At 39.8% G+C, this 20,162-nt stretch carries 16 protein-coding genes; 7 read left to right on the plus strand and 9 right to left on the minus strand.

The features are described 5' to 3' along the window. Window positions 1-16 precede the first annotated feature (16 nt). The 4 genes from ACHLI0_RS10420 to ACHLI0_RS10435 all read right to left on the minus strand — a co-directional run bounded on the left by ACHLI0_RS10420 (window position 17) and on the right by ACHLI0_RS10435 (window position 3,952). Window positions 17-1,255, minus strand: coding sequence for a hypothetical protein (locus ACHLI0_RS10420; protein WP_490749100.1), 1,239 nt, complete (start codon window positions 1,253-1,255; stop codon window positions 17-19). Window positions 1,256-1,269: 14 nt separating this feature from the next. Then, complete coding sequence (locus ACHLI0_RS10425; protein ID WP_490749101.1) at window positions 1,270-2,286, minus strand: DUF4476 domain-containing protein; 1,017 nt, start codon at window positions 2,284-2,286, stop codon at window positions 1,270-1,272. A gap of 32 nt (window positions 2,287-2,318) precedes the next feature. Beyond that, complete coding sequence (locus ACHLI0_RS10430; RefSeq protein ID WP_016269890.1) at window positions 2,319-2,999, minus strand: proline and serine-rich protein 1 family protein; 681 nt, start codon at window positions 2,997-2,999, stop codon at window positions 2,319-2,321. 113 nt (window positions 3,000-3,112) lie between these two features. Then, complete coding sequence (locus tag ACHLI0_RS10435) at window positions 3,113-3,952, minus strand: CvfB family protein (RefSeq protein ID WP_008765158.1); 840 nt, start codon at window positions 3,950-3,952, stop codon at window positions 3,113-3,115. Window positions 3,953-4,807: 855 nt separating this feature from the next. Here ACHLI0_RS10435 and ACHLI0_RS10440 point away from each other — a divergent pair. The 5 genes from ACHLI0_RS10440 to ACHLI0_RS10460 all read left to right on the plus strand — a co-directional run bounded on the left by ACHLI0_RS10440 (window position 4,808) and on the right by ACHLI0_RS10460 (window position 8,883). Beyond that, window positions 4,808-5,326 carry a hypothetical protein gene (locus ACHLI0_RS10440; protein ID WP_490749102.1) on the plus strand — a complete coding sequence of 173 codons (519 nt, stop codon included), beginning with the start codon at window positions 4,808-4,810 and terminating at the stop codon, window positions 5,324-5,326. Between the two features lie 4 nt (window positions 5,327-5,330). Further along, window positions 5,331-6,041, plus strand: coding sequence for a hypothetical protein (locus tag ACHLI0_RS10445; RefSeq protein ID WP_490749103.1), 711 nt, complete (start codon window positions 5,331-5,333; stop codon window positions 6,039-6,041). Continuing rightward, the gene (locus tag ACHLI0_RS10450; protein ID WP_490749104.1) at window positions 6,023-6,631 is read left to right on the plus strand and encodes a WG repeat-containing protein; all 609 of its coding nucleotides are present in this window, start codon (window positions 6,023-6,025) and stop codon (window positions 6,629-6,631) included. The genes ACHLI0_RS10445 and ACHLI0_RS10450 overlap by 19 nt, the downstream gene beginning before the upstream one ends. A gap of 33 nt (window positions 6,632-6,664) precedes the next feature. After that, window positions 6,665-7,567, plus strand: a complete 903-nt coding sequence (locus tag ACHLI0_RS10455; RefSeq protein ID WP_490749105.1) for a WYL domain-containing protein — start codon at window positions 6,665-6,667, stop codon at window positions 7,565-7,567. A 314-nt stretch (window positions 7,568-7,881) separates the two neighbouring features. Further along, entirely contained in the window at window positions 7,882-8,883 is a 1,002-nt protein-coding gene (locus ACHLI0_RS10460) for a malate dehydrogenase (RefSeq protein ID WP_413555556.1), read from the plus strand. Between the two features lie 286 nt (window positions 8,884-9,169). Here ACHLI0_RS10460 and ACHLI0_RS10465 read toward each other — a convergent pair whose 3' ends face one another. Genes ACHLI0_RS10465 through ACHLI0_RS10480 form a run of 4 tightly spaced genes read right to left on the minus strand, consistent with a single transcriptional unit; the run spans window position 9,170 to window position 17,044 of the window. Continuing rightward, entirely contained in the window at window positions 9,170-10,558 is a 1,389-nt protein-coding gene (locus ACHLI0_RS10465) for a DUF1735 domain-containing protein (RefSeq protein ID WP_490749106.1), read from the minus strand. 28 nt (window positions 10,559-10,586) lie between these two features. Beyond that, a complete protein-coding gene (locus ACHLI0_RS10470) occupies window positions 10,587-12,662 on the minus strand; it encodes a RagB/SusD family nutrient uptake outer membrane protein (protein ID WP_413555554.1) in 2,076 nt (691 codons plus the stop codon). A 20-nt stretch (window positions 12,663-12,682) separates the two neighbouring features. After that, window positions 12,683-16,033: a TonB-dependent receptor gene (locus ACHLI0_RS10475; protein ID WP_490749107.1), complete on the minus strand. Its 3,351-nt coding sequence runs from the start codon at window positions 16,031-16,033 to the stop codon at window positions 12,683-12,685. A gap of 57 nt (window positions 16,034-16,090) precedes the next feature. After that, window positions 16,091-17,044 (minus strand): FecR family protein, encoded by a 954-nt coding sequence (locus ACHLI0_RS10480; RefSeq protein WP_225695644.1) that lies wholly within the window; start codon window positions 17,042-17,044, stop codon window positions 16,091-16,093. A 190-nt stretch (window positions 17,045-17,234) separates the two neighbouring features. Between ACHLI0_RS10480 and ACHLI0_RS10485 the strand changes: the two genes are divergently transcribed. Together ACHLI0_RS10485 and ACHLI0_RS10490 are read left to right on the plus strand one after the other, a co-directional pair. Next, complete coding sequence (locus tag ACHLI0_RS10485) at window positions 17,235-17,786, plus strand: RNA polymerase sigma-70 factor (protein ID WP_413555553.1); 552 nt, start codon at window positions 17,235-17,237, stop codon at window positions 17,784-17,786. 242 nt (window positions 17,787-18,028) lie between these two features. Beyond that, complete coding sequence (locus tag ACHLI0_RS10490; RefSeq protein WP_490749108.1) at window positions 18,029-19,573, plus strand: sulfatase family protein; 1,545 nt, start codon at window positions 18,029-18,031, stop codon at window positions 19,571-19,573. A gap of 157 nt (window positions 19,574-19,730) precedes the next feature. Here ACHLI0_RS10490 and ACHLI0_RS10495 read toward each other — a convergent pair whose 3' ends face one another. Continuing rightward, window positions 19,731-20,162: a Fur family transcriptional regulator gene (locus ACHLI0_RS10495; RefSeq protein WP_211479259.1), complete on the minus strand. Its 432-nt coding sequence runs from the start codon at window positions 20,160-20,162 to the stop codon at window positions 19,731-19,733.

Consider the following 20,162-nt stretch of genomic DNA (forward strand, 5'->3'; position numbering starts at 1 on the left):
AATAAAGGAATAGGTTTTATCTTCTTGAGCTGCTTCCTCTTTCTGAAGAACGGGAAGAGGAACCTCGGTTGCTGTTGCTTCTCGAACTTTCTGAAGATGAGCTTCTTTCTGTTGATCTGCCGGATACGTTCCCTCTGCTGGAACTACTGCCGGAATTGCTGTTCCTACCGGAGCTGCTGCCACCCCGATTTGAACTATCATTATTCCGATTGGTGGTACTGCTATTAGGTCTGCTTGTTCGACCGGAAGAACTGCTTCCACGGTTTGTGCTCGTACCACTACTTGTCGGACGGCGACTGAAATTCGAAGACCCTGTACTCGTTCCCGGACGACTTCCTGAATGACGATCTCCTTCACCTCTGTTGTGGTCTCTGCCCGGAGTTACTTCCTTATTCGGTTTATCATCTTTGGACGGAGTAGATGGTCTGCCCGGAGTAGACGGTCGTTCATTGACCGAAGGTCTTTCAGAGTTGGAAGGTCTTCCGGAAGTGGACGGCCTGCCCGATGTAGATGGTCTGCCTGAAGTGGACGGTCTATGGTTCGTTTCTGGACGAGGACGGGAAGTATTTCCCGGACGTCCCGAAGTATTAGGTCGTGACGTTGCTCCCGGACGTCCCGAAGCCCCCGGTCGGGTAGGTGCATTATGCGGACGAACGGAAGTGTTCGGACGGAAACGTACAGAACCGAAGTCTGAACGACGATAAGAATGGAATACCCGCTGATCTCTTACCCGATATGGCGTAGGATAGTGCACAAAATTATTATATCTTCCCCGATAGAAACTTACATGATGGATGTGAGGACGATAGTGCGCGCCACTGTAAGTCCGGTAATGATAAGGTACACCAAAATAGAATAAACTACGATTCGGATAATTGATATAAATCCGGAAATTCCATCTTCCACCGGTGACATAAATCGGACGATAGAAATACTCAGCTCCCAGGAATCTGCGGTATTGCGCATCGCTCAACACCCAACGAAGATCATCGTTACGAATATCCAGCGCTTCATAGTAATCATCTAATGCCCACTCATCACCCCGTACTACATAATCCATAATATTACGAAGCGAATAAATGAAATCATAGTTAATCTCATACACATCATTATATTGAGGATTATTCAAGTCCAGTTCGTATGCCATCTTATCAGTAAGGAAACGTGTCTCCTTACGTACCTTGCTGGTACTCATTCCCGCCATTACAGTGGTACTGGCAGTCACGACTAATAATATAAATAGAATTCTTTTCATGGTTTCATTCTTTTTTAGTTACGTCCGCTATCGTAAGATTCCGCAAACTCCCTCATCTCTCTTTTGTCCATCTCAAAAGTGAAAACATCTGTCAGTATGGAGAAGTTCTTCTTATCTGCGATTTTCGGATAAAGTTTCTTTATCATATTCTTTTTATCTGTCTGAAAAGTACACATATCCACCAATTTACGGCATTGGGCACAAGTGAATCCCGAAGGGGGTACAACTTCATCCAGCATCCTGATACGGTCAGACTCAAAAGATTTACCTCTATATTCATTGAAGAAACGGTCAAAATCGGCTGAACTCATAGCTCTGGGCCGTACATATCCTATGTCTCCCGGTCGTTGGTCACCGTGGTAAGCCTGGATATATTCCTTCATCTTGTCACGGTCAAAAGACGAAAAGAGCTTATTGACCACCGGAGCAAAATTTTCTTTATCCACTATTTGCGGATACATACGTTTCATCACAGTCATCTGAGCATCCGAACCACTTATCTGATCAATGATCTTTCCGCACTGGGCAGAAGTAAAATTGCAATCCAACAAAACATCATCTATATATTTAATCTGCTCATCAGACATGATCACCATCCGGAAATCACTAAGAAAACGATCAAATTCATCATGCATCATAAGCGTTCTGCGACGGGAACTTTCTTCATAGCGTGGCGGACGAACCGGATCCGTATTGGTTACAACAACGGAAGGAGACATCACAACCGGAGGCAGCGGAAGAAGTATCTCATCACCATTAAAGGTATCCATACTCGTAACTCTTCCATCTGCAAAATATACAATAATCTTGATCGAGTTGCCGTAAAGCACTGAAGAAATCCGGTGGTACTCCCATTCCTCGCCATCTCCGTCAAAACGTCTGTAATCCGGTTTGCCCAAGATTTTTTCTACATTCTGCCGTGACATTCCCTGCTGAACTTCCATCACTTGCTTGTTGGATACGTAATAAGTAGAACAACTACCGAGTATTACCCACAACGTGAAAAACAGGATTATATGTATATTTTTCATAACCGTATCGTTTTTAGTGAACTAATGTATGATCAGCGTCCTTCGTATTCCTTGATGAAATCGTTCATTTTGGTCTTGTTACTGGAGAATGTAAGAGTACCGATCACTGTAAAGAAAGCCTCTTTATCTACAATATTAGGATACATCATTTTCATAATCTTCAGCCGTTCATTATCAAAGGTATAGAACTTCACCAATTGAAGACACTGCTCCGATGTAAAATCAGAGTTCGCCAATGCAGTTGTAATCAACCCCATACGATCTTTTTCAAAAGGCTCATTCTTCACACTATCAAAGAACTTCTTGAAAAGTTGGTCATTCATCACTCTGTCGTAGCGGTTATAGTCCGGACGGTGTCCACCCTGACCGGTTCCCGGTCTTCCGGGTCTGCCCGGACGGATATCTCCACGTTCCTCTACAATAATATCTTTTACTTCGTTTCCGTTAAAGTAAACGCGGTCATTATACAACCGTTCTCCTTTCCATACACGTTCTCCCGGGCGAGTCGGGCGGGAAGCGTACACTTCAATGGTATAATTTCCCGGTTTCAGATTGGCAACGAAACAAGTAGTAGTAGGATAACACATCTGCCTTCCGCCAAAATAAACAAGAATCGGAGTATCTCCGCCATCAATCCGGATTCCGCTGACAGACTGCGCTTTTAAAGAAAGGGCAGCGAGCAAAATACAGAAACTTATTATTATCTTACGCATAGCTTATCTGTTTTTAAAATTATTATCTTTAACTGATATCACAAAAATAGGGTGAGAAAACTCCCCACCCCAATGATTCTCTCTATTCCTGCATAGGGATTTCCCTATTCTGTTTAGGATTCTGCCAAAGTAATGCCGTTCTCATGCAAAGAAATCAATCGTTTCTTATACAAGTCACCTACACCTTTCTTAAAAGTTTTCTTGCTGACACCAAAGGTATCGTAGATATCCTCCGCAGGACTTTTATCGTTCAGATTGATCCGTCCGCCATGTTCCCGAATATATTCCAACAGAGTCTTCGAGAAATCATCTACTTTCTCAAATCCCGGTTTCTGAAGTATCAGGTCCACCTTACCATCTTCGCGTACCTGTTTCACAAACGCCTTCATCTGCATACCGGTCTCCAACGCACGGAATATTTCATTTTCATACAGCAACCCACTATACTTATTGTCTATAATCGCTTTGAAACCCAAGTCCGTCTTCTGCCAGATCAGGATATCCACTTCCGCACCCGGAGCATAATCGGGCATATCTTTCGACAGGTAGCGTTCTACCTTCGCCGAAGCTACAATACGATAACTTTCCTCATCCACATGAGCATGGACCACGTAAGATCTTCCCACCTGCATTTTCATCTTCTGCTCACTGAAGGGTACAAACAAGTCTTTCATCAATCCCCAGTTGAGAAATGCCCCGAACTGGTTCACCCAAGAGACTTCGAGACAGGCGAACTGCCCTACCTGCACCAACGGAGTCAGTGTCGTGGCAATCAGTCTTTCGTCAATATCCAGATAAAGAAATACATTCAACATATCCCCTACCTTACAGTCTTCGGGTACATAACGGGTGGGCAACAGGATTTCACCTTCATCTCCTCCGTCGAGATATAAGCCGAAATCGACTTCCTTTACCACTTCGAGCTGGTTGAATTTTCCTAATTCGATACTCATACTTTTATCTATTTATTATATAACGAACAAAGATAAGAAATAAAAACGAGACTAAAAGCAGAGCTCAGAAAGAAGGTTGTAAAAGAGCGATTTATGCGATAATCAGAGAAAAGTGGAGTCAGGCATTTTCGTTGAAGAGGCTAAGGTTGTTCCGAACTCTTAACGAACAAACATGACCAAGCTGCAAGCGGTTCTGATAAAAATCGTACTGTCGTACTCTATCCAAAGAGTATTTTACCAGAAATCTTATATGTTCTAAGCCTTGCACAACCTTTGCCCTGCAACGTAAACTACCGCCCCATAAAGACACACATAATTCTGTAAAAACAAGCATCCTGTGAAACGAATTGGCATATCATGGTTGTTATTTTGCGAACATAACAGTCTGCGATATATCTTATCGATTTATTTCTTGATTCAAATAGTTTTTGTAATTTTGTAAATGAACTAAAGAAACAGCAAAAAAGAAATAGATTATTTAAAGACATATAGCATAACTTGCGGACTATTATTTGATTCGGTTAAATCTGGTAAATTAAACAAGGAATCTAAAATATTGGTCGAAGCAGGTTTGTACCCTCTAAGGGCGCAGACTGTTTTACCTATTTTGATTCCGGGCTTACCAGAGCCTAACCGAAAAATAGAGAAAAGATAGTGTTGCGTCCTTTTTTCTTTTTAGGCAACCGGAACATCGATAATCCGATAAATATCGGTTAATTAAATTAATCAACTATGACAAAACAAATTAAAGTAATTCTGAAAATAGTTAGAAATGGAAATGGAGTAGTAATTACTCCGGAAATGGAAATTATACGAAAGGTGATTTTTTATGTTGAATTATTAAAGTAGGATATTATGAAAACATTTATATCGTGGATTATTGCCAATTTTGAAGGAGTTATATTTTGCATTATTTTTTCGATAATAGCTATATTTCTATTTAGTAATCCACCAATAAAAGACGATGGAACAATAATCTCACACAAAGGGCTACTTGAGCTTCTAATACTATCTGCAGTTTTTATTGGAGGATTAACCTTACAAACGAAAAATGTTGGTGTAGGAATAATAAAATATTTGCTGATAGTAGCCTTTCTCATTTGGAAACCTGGCTTAGATGATTCTCTAATACAGAATTTCCTAAGTTGGACTTTCCTCTGGATATTATTTATTGGAAGTAGTGTAATTGGACTTATATCTGCAATCTACGCATTCTTAAACTTTGATGATGTTGTTTCTCTCCGAATGCTATATCGTAACAGCTGTGTATCTTTATTTGAAGCAAACTGGCTATATACCATTGATCGATTTGCAGGTCTTTCACTCTCAATATTTTTAAATATAGGTTGGTTTATTATGATATTAAAACTATAGCGTCATGAACAATATTTTAGACAAATCATTAGATTCTCAATTTGATAAAATTGAAAATCTCACGTGGTTCCCTTGGGTGGGGAAAGGTTATAAATGTGCTAAACGAAAACTCTTAGTAGTTGGTGAATCTCACTATCTCAATGAAGATAGTGATGAAAATAATGAGAAAAGGAGAGAATTAATTATAAGAGATAAAGAACACACTAGAAATTGCTTATATGAGGTATTAATTAATAATTCTTGGTCTAGCAAAACATATTCTAATATAATGGAGGCCTTGTGTGACAGGGGTATTCTACCAGATAACAAAACAGCATTATCGGAAATCGCATACTATAATTTCATCCAAAGGCAAATGGATTATTCTAAAGATACTAAAGAACGTCCCAATATTAATGACTATAAAATTGCTTGGAAATGTTTTCTGCACATTATTGACATATTACAACCTACAGACTGCATTTTTGTTGGAGTTGAGTCAGTGACTTTATTTGAAGAAATAATGGATAAATATGGAGTTCAGTATACTGACATTGATGTACTGGAAAAACTCAATGACGCTTATCCTAAGAAAACCTCGATTAGATTGGACTCAAAAAATAATATCAATATTATATTCATCAAACATTCTTCTTGCTATTTTAGTCCCGGCAAGTGGCATGATTTCTTGAAACAACAAATACCGGAAGCTATAGAATGGCTAAATCGGGTTTAGAAAATATAATTATAACTACGGCATATCCTTTTATAAAAGAGGCTGCCGTAGTTTGGGTACAAAACTCCATTCTCTCTGATAATTACTCCTGCTGTCGTGAGAAATGCGGACTGATAAATGATAAGGGAGAGTTTGTTATACCTCCGATATATGACAATATAAAATATAACGGAGGAGCAAATATAGCTGTCAATATTGGATTTGAAGAGCATGAATCATATGAAGAGTCTGGAAAATGGGGCGTGATCGACTTGAATAATAATATTCTGATCCCACTAAAATATTCGGAAATTTATCTGTGGGAGAATGGTCTGTATGCTGTAGAATTTCTAAAAAAATGGGGAGTTATTGATATATCCGAAAAGATAATTATTCCATTCGAATATGATTGGATTTCGTGGTCAGATCAATATGGATGGATTCAAGCTCTCCTTCAAGGGAAATATGGGAGCATTACCATTGAAGGAGAAATAATGATCCCATTTATATATGATGAAATGCTATGCTGTGGAGATGCCCAATTAATTCCGGTAAAACACGGGAATCAAGCTTATTATATAGATAGGAATGGACATAGAGTTCTACTATAGTTTAAAAATAAATACAATTACTAATCTTATTTTATGGCAAAAGGCTTATTTGACAGATATATTTGGTTGATAGACACAATTTATCGTGCTGGAAAAATTACATTTGAAGAAATTAATAAGCGCTGGTTACGCACCGAAATGGGTAACGGAGAAGAAATTCCATTACGAACATTCCATAACCACCGGAAAGCGATTGAAACAATGTTTGATATCAATATTGAATGTAACAAACGGGCTGGTTACTATTATTACATAGAAAATGCCGATGATATTGATAAAGACAAGATAAAAAAATGGTTACTTAACACCTTTGCCATAAATAACTTAGCTAACGAAAGCCATCGTCTTAAACAAAGAATCTTGTTTGAGGATATCCCCTCCGGAAAACAATATTTATCCTCAATTATTGAAGCAATGCTGGAAAACCGGATTATTGAGATTACTTATCAGAGTTATTGGAAAGAAGAAGCTAATACATTTACAATTGAACCATTCTGTGTGAAAGTGTTCAAACAACGCTGGTATATCATAGCCCGCAGTCCTTATTATGATACTATAATGATTTATGCGCTCGATCGTATTCAGAACTTACAAGTTACGGATATAACGTTTAATTATCCATCAGATTTTGATCCACAAAGTTATTTTGAGTTTAGTTTCGGTATTGTCGTAGATGAAATTTGTAACATTGATAAAATCCGAATTAAAGTATATGGCAAAAAATGTCAATATATTAAAGCTTTGCCCTTGCATCACTCGCAAAGTGAAGTTGAAACGACCAAAAGCTATTCCATTTTTGAGTATTTATTAAAGCCGACCTATGATTTTTGCCAAGAACTATTATCGCATGGTGATGAAATAGAGGTATTGTCTCCAACATCACTCAAAGAACAAATTAAAGAGATTGTAAAAAACATGAGTAGATACTATAATTGAATAATATTTGCCTATTCTATATTCGTACAAAGTTGTTTGATGAAATGCACAGAAGTTCAGCACAATTACATTGTCGCCAAATCATTTCCAGCAACTTTCCATATCTCTACTTGGTGGTGTCATTCATATTGATACAGGAAAGTTTCTTATCCTCTGCAAAGATAATCTATTTTAGGCACATCCCTTTCACCAAAGGGATATAACTTTTCGTTATCAAACAAAACTATTTTCAATGAACAATCATCCGATTAAGTCGTTATCTTTGTAGCGGTAATAAGCAAGAACAGATTATTCATCTTTAAACATATATAATTATGGAATTTTTAACCAACGAGAAACTTACGATTGTAGGAGCAGCCGGAATGATCGGCTCCAATATGGCTCAAACAGCTATGATGATGAAACTCACTCCGAATATTTGTCTATATGATCCTTTTGCTCCCGCTCTGGAAGGTGTGGCAGAAGAATTATATCACTGCGGTTTCGAAGGCGTGAATCTGACTTATACTTCCGATATCAAAGAAGCATTGACAGGAGCCTCTTATATCGTATCTTCCGGTGGTGCAGCCCGCAAAGCAGGCATGACCCGTGAAGACTTGTTGAAAGGAAATGCTGAAATTGCCGCTCAGTTCGGTAAAGATGTCCGCCAATACTGTCCGAATGTAAAACATATCGTTGTCATCTTTAACCCTGCTGATATCACAGGATTGATCACACTGCTATATTCTGGTCTGAAACCATCCCAGGTTTCTACACTGGCAGCACTGGACAGCACCCGTCTGCAGAATGAACTGGTGAAATATTTCCATATTCCCGCTTCCGACATTCAAAACTGCCGTACGTATGGCGGACATGGAGAACAGATGGCCGTATTCGCCTCAACAACCAAAGTAAAAGGTGAACCGCTGACTGATTTCATCGGAACTACCCGTCTTCCGCTGACAGAATGGGAAGCATTAAAAGTACGTGTCATACAGGGTGGCAAGCATATCATCGATCTTCGTGGCCGTTCTTCTTTCCAAAGCCCGGCTTATCTTTCTATCGAAATGATCGCTGCCGCAATGGGCGGACAACCGTTCCGCTGGCCTGCCGGTACTTATGTTTCCAATGGTAAGTTCGACCACATCATGATGGCTATGGAAACTTCCATTACGAAAGATGGCGTTACTTACAAAGAAGTGGCCGGATCTCCTTCCGAACAAGAAGAACTGGAAAAGAGCTACGAACATTTGTGCAAACTTCGCGATGAAGTGATTGAAATGGGTATCATCCCGGCAATCAAAGACTGGCATTCTTTGAATCCCAATATTAACTAAATATTATTATCAAGACTAATTAAAAAGCCCTCTCTATAAATAGAAGTTCTCTCATATCACTGGATAGAGAGAACTTTTATTCGTTTTATGTAAGTTCCACCAAATTCCTATCTACTATCAGACATCAACATCCGGCCCTCATCTCAGTTTATGGCTTCTATGTCTACCGCCATAAAATACAAAGTTATCTGCCAATGATTTTTAACCAAAAATGATAAATCCGTTAACCGAGATATTTCTCATTAAAAATATCTCAGCCAACGGATTAAACGGCTAATAGTATGTCCTATTGGATAGATACTCCGTAAAGTTTGAACTCTGCCATACGGAAATGCCATCTTTCAGTAGATCCGACAACAGTCGTACCCTCACAGTTCCAGGTCTGTACCAAACGTATATATTTAACAGGAGTGGCACTATGGCAAGCCGATGTAGTAAAGGAAGCACCTACATTAATAGCTCCTGCTGCATCCAGCTCAGCCATAGAATAAGACTTCTTAGCATCAGGAATATCCGTAAATGAACCATCAGCCGACCATATAACATCAAAACCTCTTAATAAAGCAACTGGATTCTCATGACATTGAGTGAATGAAAGTGCAAAGTCCGTTACCCCCTCCGGAAGAGTGAGTTGAAAATAGGGATTAGTCTTCGTTTCACTAAAACCTCTGTTAGGGAATGGTGTTTGTACAAAAGTGAGAACATCTTTGTCAAACAAGTTCTCACTTGTTCCGTTTGCAAAGGCTGTAAAGTTAAAACTCAACATAGAAGCATCCAATCCTTTATTATTATACGTATATTCCTTACCTGTCACAGTCAAGATAAATTCATCTGTACCATAATCAAAACTGATTCCACTTACTTCTGTAATCCTAATAGCAACTTTTCCACCTATGACAAGATTTGTCAAATCACTGCCATTTCTTGCTGACACAGAAACTTTCAATGTAGCTTCTTTACCCGGTTCAAACGTTACGACTCCATCATTTTCCAGCGTAACTGTATTGGAAGGCAAAAATCCTTCTTTTCCATCGTTATTTACAATTTCCACCTTAACTGTAAAGTCCCATTGGTTGTCTATTTCCAGACCTAAAGGTATAACGAACAAAGCAGGTTCTGTTTCACTCGTAAATCCTTTGACACATTCTTCCTCCGAGACTTTAAATGCCACTTTCGGAGTAGTAATCACGGGCTTCACAATATACAGATTATTCATCGAATTCACAGAATCGGTAGAACTGACCAATGAAATGGGCAGGACAAAAGTCTTGTCTGCATTTTCCGGCTGCTCCATCAACGTCTGTATATCATTCGTTTTCATTACCACCTTGGAGATCTTATAAAGTTCTCCCGGCTGAAAATCAATTTCGCTTCCCTCTATCATATATGTTGTGGAAGGTAAAATCGTATAATCTTCGTTATATTCTTTCAACGCTTCATCCGACAATACAGTCAACTTAGCCTGAGCAGTTAATAACGGATCATATCCTGACTTCATGACTGTAATATCAAAAGAAGCATCTTGACCAGTATTGTAAAGGTTAATACTCTCTTCTCCGGTTTGTTTCAGAGACATAATCTTATGATATTCTGCCGGATATGTATCATCATACTCATCACATGCAGTATAAACAAACACAAGTCCGCATAATAATATTAATAAACTTTTCTTCATAAACCTACACTTTTTAAATATAATACAATTAATAGCCATAAGCCTGAACCATTTGTGGATTTCTATACACTTCGGCATTCTGGATAGGTGCCAGATATAAACGATCATCCCATCTGTACGGCTGGTTAATAGCTGTCGGTACATTAAAATCTTCAAATGACACATCCTTCACCATTTCATTCAATCCTTCGCGCTTGGCACCAAAGTATTTCTTACCCTCTGCCCAGCGGCGCACGTCATGATAACGGTGTCCCTCATTCCAAAATTCGATGAAACGTTCATTATGGATCATTTCAATCAGTCGTTCCTGTTCTGGCACAGTAGTAGGCGTAGGAACACCAGCACGATCACGGACAACCTTTAGATTCGCCAATGCGTCTGCCAAATTTACGCCACCTACATTAGCCTGACATTCTGCTAGGTTCAGATATAATTCTGCCAAACGAATTATGGGTATAGGTTTTGATTCTCCAGCTTGAAAAGCACCACCATCAAATACGAATTGTGCTGTCGGATTCACAAATTTCTGAGTCATAAAACCTGTAACATTGTAGTTACGCGGACTTCTAGCAAGATCATACCCATGTCCGGCGGACGTTTTCATGTTCAATATACATGGCGAACCTGCATCACCACTGCTTGTCTTAAATAACTTTGAACCGTAATCACCACCGTCGAACGCCATCCAAGCATAGAAGCGTGGCTCACGATTAACGTAAAGATTAACAATATCCTCCCTTTTATTTCCTGTTACTCCAGCTCTCTTAAACCATTCCGTTCTTGGGGTGAAATCTCCGGTAGCCGCAGCTTCTTCAGGCAACATTCCATCTTCCGTGTAGAAATGTTCAATCGTATATAATGTCGGAGAAATAGCTGAATATCCCCCAGCCCAAGCTGTCTTGTTTCCTGTCTGGAAAATATGTACTGGTATTCTTCCTTGTATTCTACCATTGATATTTATGCCTGTCAGTCCCCAAATCAGTTCTTTATTAGCAGGATAACGGCTGGCAACCGCATAACGGAGCATCATTACCCTTTCTTTGAATTCTCTATTCTCAGCGATATCATTATCTTCTTTTCCAGGTACATAAGGCAGCCATTTATCATTATTTCCCAGTTCCGTCTGATACAATTTCATATCAGCTTCCTGTGTTCCATAAAGCCGGCATTCACCCTCATTCGTTGCAAAGTCCAGAGCAGCCTGGCAGGCTTCCATTGCTCTTTCCCATTTTTTACCATTATAGCTACTACTCACCAATTCAATACCGTAATCGTCGCGTCCGACAGACTCCTGATATTTAGCATCAGCCCCCGTAAAGAATTCCCTATCACCGGGAGTAGATGTTTTATTCTTCCATGAAGAATAAGGAAATTTTCCATTCCAGAGAGGAGAAGCGGCATACATTAGGATGCGTGCCTTCAATGCTTTAGCCATAGTGGAAGTAGCACGTCCCCACTCTGTTCCTTCGCGAGTTGGCGGCAAATCTTGTGCTGCAATGTCGAGCCGACTTACAATCCAATTCACACAATAGTCAAAATGACATCTTCCGCCGAACTCTGAAGCCGAAGTGTTCTGAGGTTTATACTCTGTAACGATGGGTATAGGACCGTATTTACGAAGTAACGCAAAATGATAATAAGCAATCAGGAACCGGGCTTCTGCCAGCCATTGTTCTTTTTCACCGGGCAACCATTCATGCAACAACGTTTCTCCGGGATGTTCCTCCACCTGCCTCAAAAAGAGATAGCATTGACCGATATATTTATAATAAGTATCCCAAAGGCCATCAGTGTTGGCTGCCGAAATCAAATTAAATGCATAATCATCCCAATAAGCGCCACTGTCGTTTCTCCACTCTATCGGCAATGCATACTCATCTGTAGAACCGCAAAGCGCAGCCGTATGGTCAATAGGAGTATCAACCGCCTGAAGTCCTGCATAACAGGTAAACAGGAAGCCTAATGTACTTCTTCGGGTTTTTGTTGCATCTTGCAGCCCAGCCTGTTCCGGCGGAACTACATCCAAATAATCACAGGAAACAAGATTAAATGAAAGAGCAGCCAAAATCAGACTAACTCTAATTATGTTTTTTAATATATTCATATTTTCCATGGTTTAGATAATTATAGATTAAGTTGTATGCCCACATTTACTGTATGCTGTAATGGATAGCTGTTCCAGCTTGCCAGTTCCGGATCCCATAACTTAAACGGACTGAAACGAAGCAAATTTGCACCGCTGACATAAATACGCCCGTAAGGAATCTTATAACCGATTTCCAGATTCTTTAAACGCAGGAAAGAGCCATTACGCAGCCAGTAGGTACTATTAGCTGTATTATTACCAATATCACCGGTTGTCAATCCCATACGGGGATACTCGGCTTTCGGATTCGGGTTATCTACCGACCAGTGGTTATCAGCTATAAATTTCAACACATTCTTATTAGGTATGCGGTTTCCTTCCAGAAAAGGATCTAGGTTATTAATCATAATGGAACGTAATGCCGATCCGCTAAAGAAGATACCAAAATCAAATTTCTTATAATTAATAGTACCACCGAAACCATATTGCATACGTGGCACGGATCCATATTTGGAAATCATACACTGGTCATCTTCCGTCACTTTTCCGTCTCCGTTCAAGTCACGATACTTAATATCACCCACCATCGGTTTACTATTACCTACCATCTGTTCCGGGCTGTTATCAATTTCTTCCTGACTTTGGAACAGGCCTTCTGCAATATATCCGGTTATTCTAGAATATGGTTTCCCTGTTTCGGATTTCCAGATAGTAGGATAATCCGGTTCGTCTTTATAAACCAGCTTATTCTTATTATAGGTTAGATTTGCCTGAAAACTGACTCCTAAATCTCTAGAGACATTTTTCTTAAAACTAATGCTGAACTCAACACCCTTATTGTCCATCTTACCTACATTTCCCCAGGGTTTTGCTTTATCATATCCTAAAGAGACAGGCCATGACTGACGTTCCATAAATATATCATAACGTCTGTCATAAAAATAGTCTATCGTCATATTCCAATGATTAAACAGGGATACATCCATACCGATATCGAGCTTTTTAGCTTTTTCCCACACTGCATCCTGATTGGCATAATAAGAAACTTCCGGTCCCCCCAATGTATGGTTCATCGACTCACCGAATGTCCACTTTATCTGCTCCAATGCATTATTTGTCAATTTATCAATATATAAATAATAGCTTCCACCCGGCTGTTGCAAGTCATCGCTACCTACTAATCCATAAGAGCCTCTCACTTTTAAGCTATTCACCACATGTTTCAAAGGTTCAAAGAACTTCTCGTTACTAATGACCCATCCTAAAGACATTGCCGGAAAAAAGCCAAAACGTTTCTTTTTTGCAAGGCGTTCCGTACCATTATAACCAAAATTGATTTCAGCGAGATAACGTTGGCCATAGTCATATGTAACACGTCCGGAAACTCCCTGATTACGATTAGGGAGAATTGCACTTCGATATTCTCTTTGTCTATACATCAACATAGCTCCGACATTGTGTAGACCAAATTGACGGTTATAGCTAATATTCCCTTGAAATTCAAATGTCTGGTCAGAACTTCTGGCAATATCCGACTCTGTTATATAATCTGCACCTTCCTGAATACGCTCCATATCATACTCCATCGGGTTATCTTCACTATATCCCACTGCTCTGAAGAGGTAGGGAGTTATGGAACGATTATAGGAACTACTAGACCAATTTTTAAAATTCACCCAAAGATTTGCTTTTAACCCTTTTGTGATAAAACCGAAGTCTTGTTCAGCTTTAATGACAGTGTTCAATGTATTCGCATTCTGTTCTTTATAAGAAGTCATCATCTGCGCATAAGGATTAGGATACTTATAATCTGAACTTTGAAAATCAGAGCCATAACGAATATACGTATCACCAGATTGCGCCGGATAAGTGACAGGGAAAGTAACCGGCGTCGTCGTCAAAATCATCTTGAATAAATCGGCACTATTAATATTAGGTCCTTTATTCTGACGAATCTGAGCATTCATATTCATTTTGATTGTCGTTGTAGGAGTCAATTTATATGAAATATTATTCTGAAATGTATAGTTCATGATATTGATATTGTTATTCCACGAATAAGCTTTCTGTGTATTCAGCAAACCACTGTCATGACTAACATTTAAACTCATGTAATACTTCACTTTTGTCCCCCCACCCGATACATTAATATTGGCACGCTGCGTCATAGCCATCTTGTTAAAAATAACATCTTGCCAATCAACGTTTGGATACACATAAGGATTTACACCATCTCGAGTCAACTGTATTCTTTTATCCGAATACAATAGCTGTTCTCGCGGTTTATTCGGATTCCTTGCCAAGTCAGCCTCATTATAAAGTTCCATATATCTGGGGCCATCTACAAATTCCGGAAAATCGGAAATAATATTAAAGGAATTCTCAGCACTGACACTAACTTTCGTTTTCATGTTATAATCGCCCCCCTTGGTCGAAATAATCATCACACCGTTCGCACCACGCGCACCATAGATAGCCGTTGCGGAAGCATCCTTCAGAATAGAAAAACTTTCGATATTCTCAGCGGGCACATAATTCAGGTCAGCTGCTGAGATTTCCACATCATCCAACAAAACAAGAGGTGTCGTACGTCCACCGAAAGTTGAGATTCCCCGAATGTAAAAATCAGCTCCGGAACCAGGTTCACCAGTCTTGGTAGTAGCAATCACACCAGCCAGTTTACCGGCAAATGAGTTGGTCAACTGCGAAGTCGGCATTCTCAGAATATCACCTTTAACACTTGTTATAGCACCTGTTACACTTACTTTCTTTTGTACACCGGAACCTACAACTACAACTTCATTTAATGTCTGCTGATCTCCCGACATCGTAACATTGACTACCCGCAAGTCCTCCACCGGAGCTTCACGTTTCTGATAGCCTACATACGAAAAGACCAACACCGCTTTCGAGCCGCTTATGGTAATAGAATACCTACCGTCCAAGTTAGTAACAGTACCCACTTTCTGACCTTTCACAACGACATTTACACCCACCAGCGGTTCACCGTCTACTGCATCTGTCACTACACCGGTTACAACTCTCTTCTCACCATTCTGTTGTACGCCCAGCCTGCTTACCTTCAAAACCACTTCGTCACCTTTGACCACATAGGTAACATCACTTCCTTCGAACACGGCTGCCAATACTTTTTCTATCGTACCCTGACAGTCGATGTTCTTACGCTTCGCAGCATCCAAATCTGCCGCATCATAGAAAAACACGTATTTACTGTTTTCCTCGATTTGCCTGATTGCCTGTGCTTCGCTAATATACCCTTTCACCTTTATAATCCCCTGTGCTGCTGCCATAATCAGAGGAGAACAAAAGATTCCAAACCAAATACACACCAGGTATTTCCACCTACAATGTTGACGTTTTTCTTCCATACTAAATAATTAAAAGGTTAACTTAAAAAAAATATCACAAATATTTTTTATACATTGTCAATGACAAATGATATATTCTCCATTTTTCTTTTTATACTGCCAGCCAGTGCTGAAGCAGAACTTTTCGATCACTTCCTCCAATGATTCATTGTAACGAAGGCGTCCGTTCAGCATATTCTTTGTTGGCTGTTCATCTTCTAACGAAATCTTCACATTATATATTCGTCCCACAATTTCTATCCATGAACGCAAATCAACGTTTGTAAACTCATAATTACCGTTTTTCCACTTCACTCCTTTCATCTCGTCCAACTTTACGGTTGCATCCTTTGTATTGAAGGTCAGTTCTTGCGAAGGTTTCATCTCAATTGTCTGCCCGTTACTTTCTACAGTAAAATCGACAATCCCACTAAATAATGTGACTTTAGATACATTCTCCTGTTCCTGATTTACTAAGAAAGAAGTTCCTTTCACCTCTACAAAAGCATTATTAATGTAAACGATAAAATGTTCTCCATTCTGCTTATGCACATCAAAATGGGAATTACCCTTCAACCATACTTTCCTATTGTGAGCGAAATCTTCGGAATAACGGATAGAACTTCCCGGATGCATCCAGACCTGAGAACTATCGGGCAGCATATATAGGCGTCCCTCCTTTGAAATAACCTCTACAAAAGCATCTTTTACCGTTTTTTGCATTTCGTCTGAGAAGTACATCCATGTTGCTCCAAGTAGTATGACAAGGCTTACGGCAGCAGCAGACAACCAGTATGGCATATACAGACGCCTTTGAGGCATTCCGTAATCCAAGCATTTCCGCTTCACCGTTTTCCACATTGTCCGTCCCATTGCATCGTCAAGTTCTTCTTCACTGCGATCCATATTCCATTGTGCATGCATTCTTTCTTCAAACTCCTGATGATGGAAGAGTTCTGTCTGCTCCTTCTCATTTAGTTTATCAGCCAACAATGCTTTTATTTTTTCATGTAGTTTTTTATTAGTATCCATCCGTTTTTGATTTCTTTGTTTTATCGGTAAAAAATAAAATTAAAAGCCCTTCTATAATAAATACGCAACACATTTGCTTACTACTACATCACATTGAACTTTTTCTCAAAAAAAAACAGAAAGCACCCAGAGCCTATATTAACCTATCCTTTTTTTCGTACTTTTGCATAATGAATGAAACATATGCATAATGAGTAAAACTTTAGTTTTAGCAAAATTTAAACAGGGAGATGAGTCTGCATTCACCTTCCTGTATGAACATTACTGGCGAAAAGTATACCGATTTTCGGAAATTTATCTGACCGATAAAGATGAGATAAAAGAAGTTGTGCAGGATGTATTCATTAAATTGTGGGAATCACGCGCACAAATTAATGAAAACAAGGATATAGACGGATTACTTTTCATCATGACACGTAACGTTATTTTTGATTATTTCCGTAAAAGTCTGAATAAGGTAACAATGAAACTCACCGCCTTCGAAGTTGCCGAGAAAATAGCCGTACCCGGCGAAGACTTCGAAACCAAAGATTTACTGGAATATATATGGAAACTGGTTAGTTTACTTCCTCCACGACAACAGGAAGTCTTCACTATGAGCCGAAAACAACAAATGACCAACAAAGAAATAGCCGAACAGCTCTCTATCACCGAAAAGGCTGTAGAGCGCAATCTCTATCTTTCATTAAAGTTCATCAAAAAGAATTTGAATCTATTTATCCTTTTTATGATACAGTTATAAAAGATCATATTAATAGCATAAAATGGATTTTCACGCACTCTTCCTGACTTTCCTTTATAAATTATGATACCAAACTTCTTATTCGTTAAATTATAATTTCACCCGAACGGAAAGGACTCATATATTGCAGGAACTAAACATCTTAACTCGTTTTAACACAACACAATATAGTGCTGAATGAAAAAAACACGTATTTATTAATGAGCACTAATAACACCTTAATAACCTATAAACAAAAAAACATGAAACAGTATGTACTATTAGCTTTCCTTTCTCCAGTAGCATGCCTAATGGCTGCCACAGGACAGAAAGGTGGAAAAGTAAAAACGAAAGTAAACACTCCCAAGCAACCCAATGTCATCTTTATATATGCAGACGACCTAGGTTACGGTGATCTTGAATGCTATGGAGCAAAGAATGTAAAAACTCCCTATGTAGACCAGCTAGCAGAAAGTGGCATTCGATTCACTAATGCACATGCTACAGCGGCAACAAGCACACCGTCACGCTACTCCATGCTCACCGGGAAATACGCCTGGCGTGTTCCGGGAACCGGTGTAGCAGCCGGTAATGCAGGTATGATTATCCGTCCTGAAACTTATACCATGGCAGATGTATTCAAAAACTCCGGGTATGTTACCGGAGCTATTGGAAAATGGCACCTGGGACTGGGTGACAAAACAGGCACGCAAGACTGGAATGCCCCGCTTCCCGCAGCACTAGGAGACCTAGGATTTGATTACTCATACATTATGGCAGCTACAGCTGACCGCGTACCATGCGTATTTATCGAAAACGGAAAAGTAGCCAACTATGACCCTTCTGCCCCTATCGAAGTCAGTTATCAGAAGCCATTTCCAGGGGAACCATTGGGTAAAGACCATCCCGAACTACTGTACAACATGAAACACAGTCACGGACATGACATGGCTATTGTTAACGGAATTGGTCGTATCGGCTACATGAAAGGTGGTGGTAAGGCGTTGTGGAAAGATGAAAATACTGCCGATTCTATAACGGCACATGCTATCAATTTTATTAATGAACATAAAGATCAGCCCTTCTTCCTGTATTTTGCAACAAACGATGTACATGTGCCACGTTTCCCGCACGAGCGTTTCAGAGGCAAGAACAAAATGGGCGTACGAGGAGATGCCATCGCTCAATTCGACTGGACCGTAGGACAGATAACAACTGCCCTTGAAAAAATGGGATTAAGAGAAAACACGCTGATTATCTTATCCAGTGACAATGGTCCGGTAGTGGACGACGGCTATGACGACCATGCAGAAGAGTTGCTGAACGGACATAGTCCGGCCGGTCCTTTCCGCGGTAATAAATACAGTGCATTCGAAGGAGGTACGGCAGTACCTGCCATTGTCAGCTGGCCAAAAGAAATTCCCGGCTCGCAGGTATCCGACGCTTTAGTTTCTCAAATTGACTGGTTTGCTTCAATGGCGGCTTTTGTTAATGCAAAACTGCCTAAAGGCAGCGCTCCTGACAGCCAAAATCGTTTGAGCACATGGTTAGGAAAAGACCGGACGGATCGTCCGTGGGTCATCGAAGAAGCATCGACAATGTCCGTGCGTACCAAAGACTGGAAATATATTGAGCCTCATGATGGTCCTGCCATGATTACTTGGGGACCGAAAGTAGAAACCGGCAGTTTGAAAACTCCGCAACTTTATGATATGAGGACAAGTGAATTTGAAAAAGAGAATTTAGCGGATAAGTATCCTGGCGTAGTCTATGAAATGCAGAATATTCTGAGAAGAGTCAGAAAGTAAAAATAGACTAACTATCTATTGACAGTCAAAAACAGCACACTCGAAATTCTAATATAAACTAAGTACCCCCAATTAGTTAACGACCGGAACCCGACGACCTTTTTAAATCGTCTTGAGTTCCGGTTTTTTATATCTGTTTGCTCTCCGAGGTATCAAGTCATTTCTTTAGATACTGCAAAGAGCACTCCGCACACACCCCCTTTACTACATAATTCACACTATGCAAAGTGAATCCTTTCGGTAAGTCGATAACCGGAATATGAATCTTTTCCAGACAGAATGTCCGATGGCATTTCTCGCAATAAAAATGTGAATGCAGGTCTTTCAGGACACAGTTGCAGGAATCATCGCAAACGGCATACTTCCACGAACCGCTTCCGTCGTCTATGCTATGTATCAGGTGATGAGACAAAAAAAGCGTGATTGTACGGGATATAGTCGATTTATCAACCGTATCCAGCAACGTTTCAAGATCAAGCTGAGACACGGCACGCCCCGCTTCCATCATACTTTTCAATATGAGAAGTCTGATAGCCGTCGGCTTGATGTCTCTTTTTGCCAACTTATCCAGATAAACTTTTTCTTCCAT

Source organism: Bacteroides sp. RCH18 (assembly GCF_058231005.1).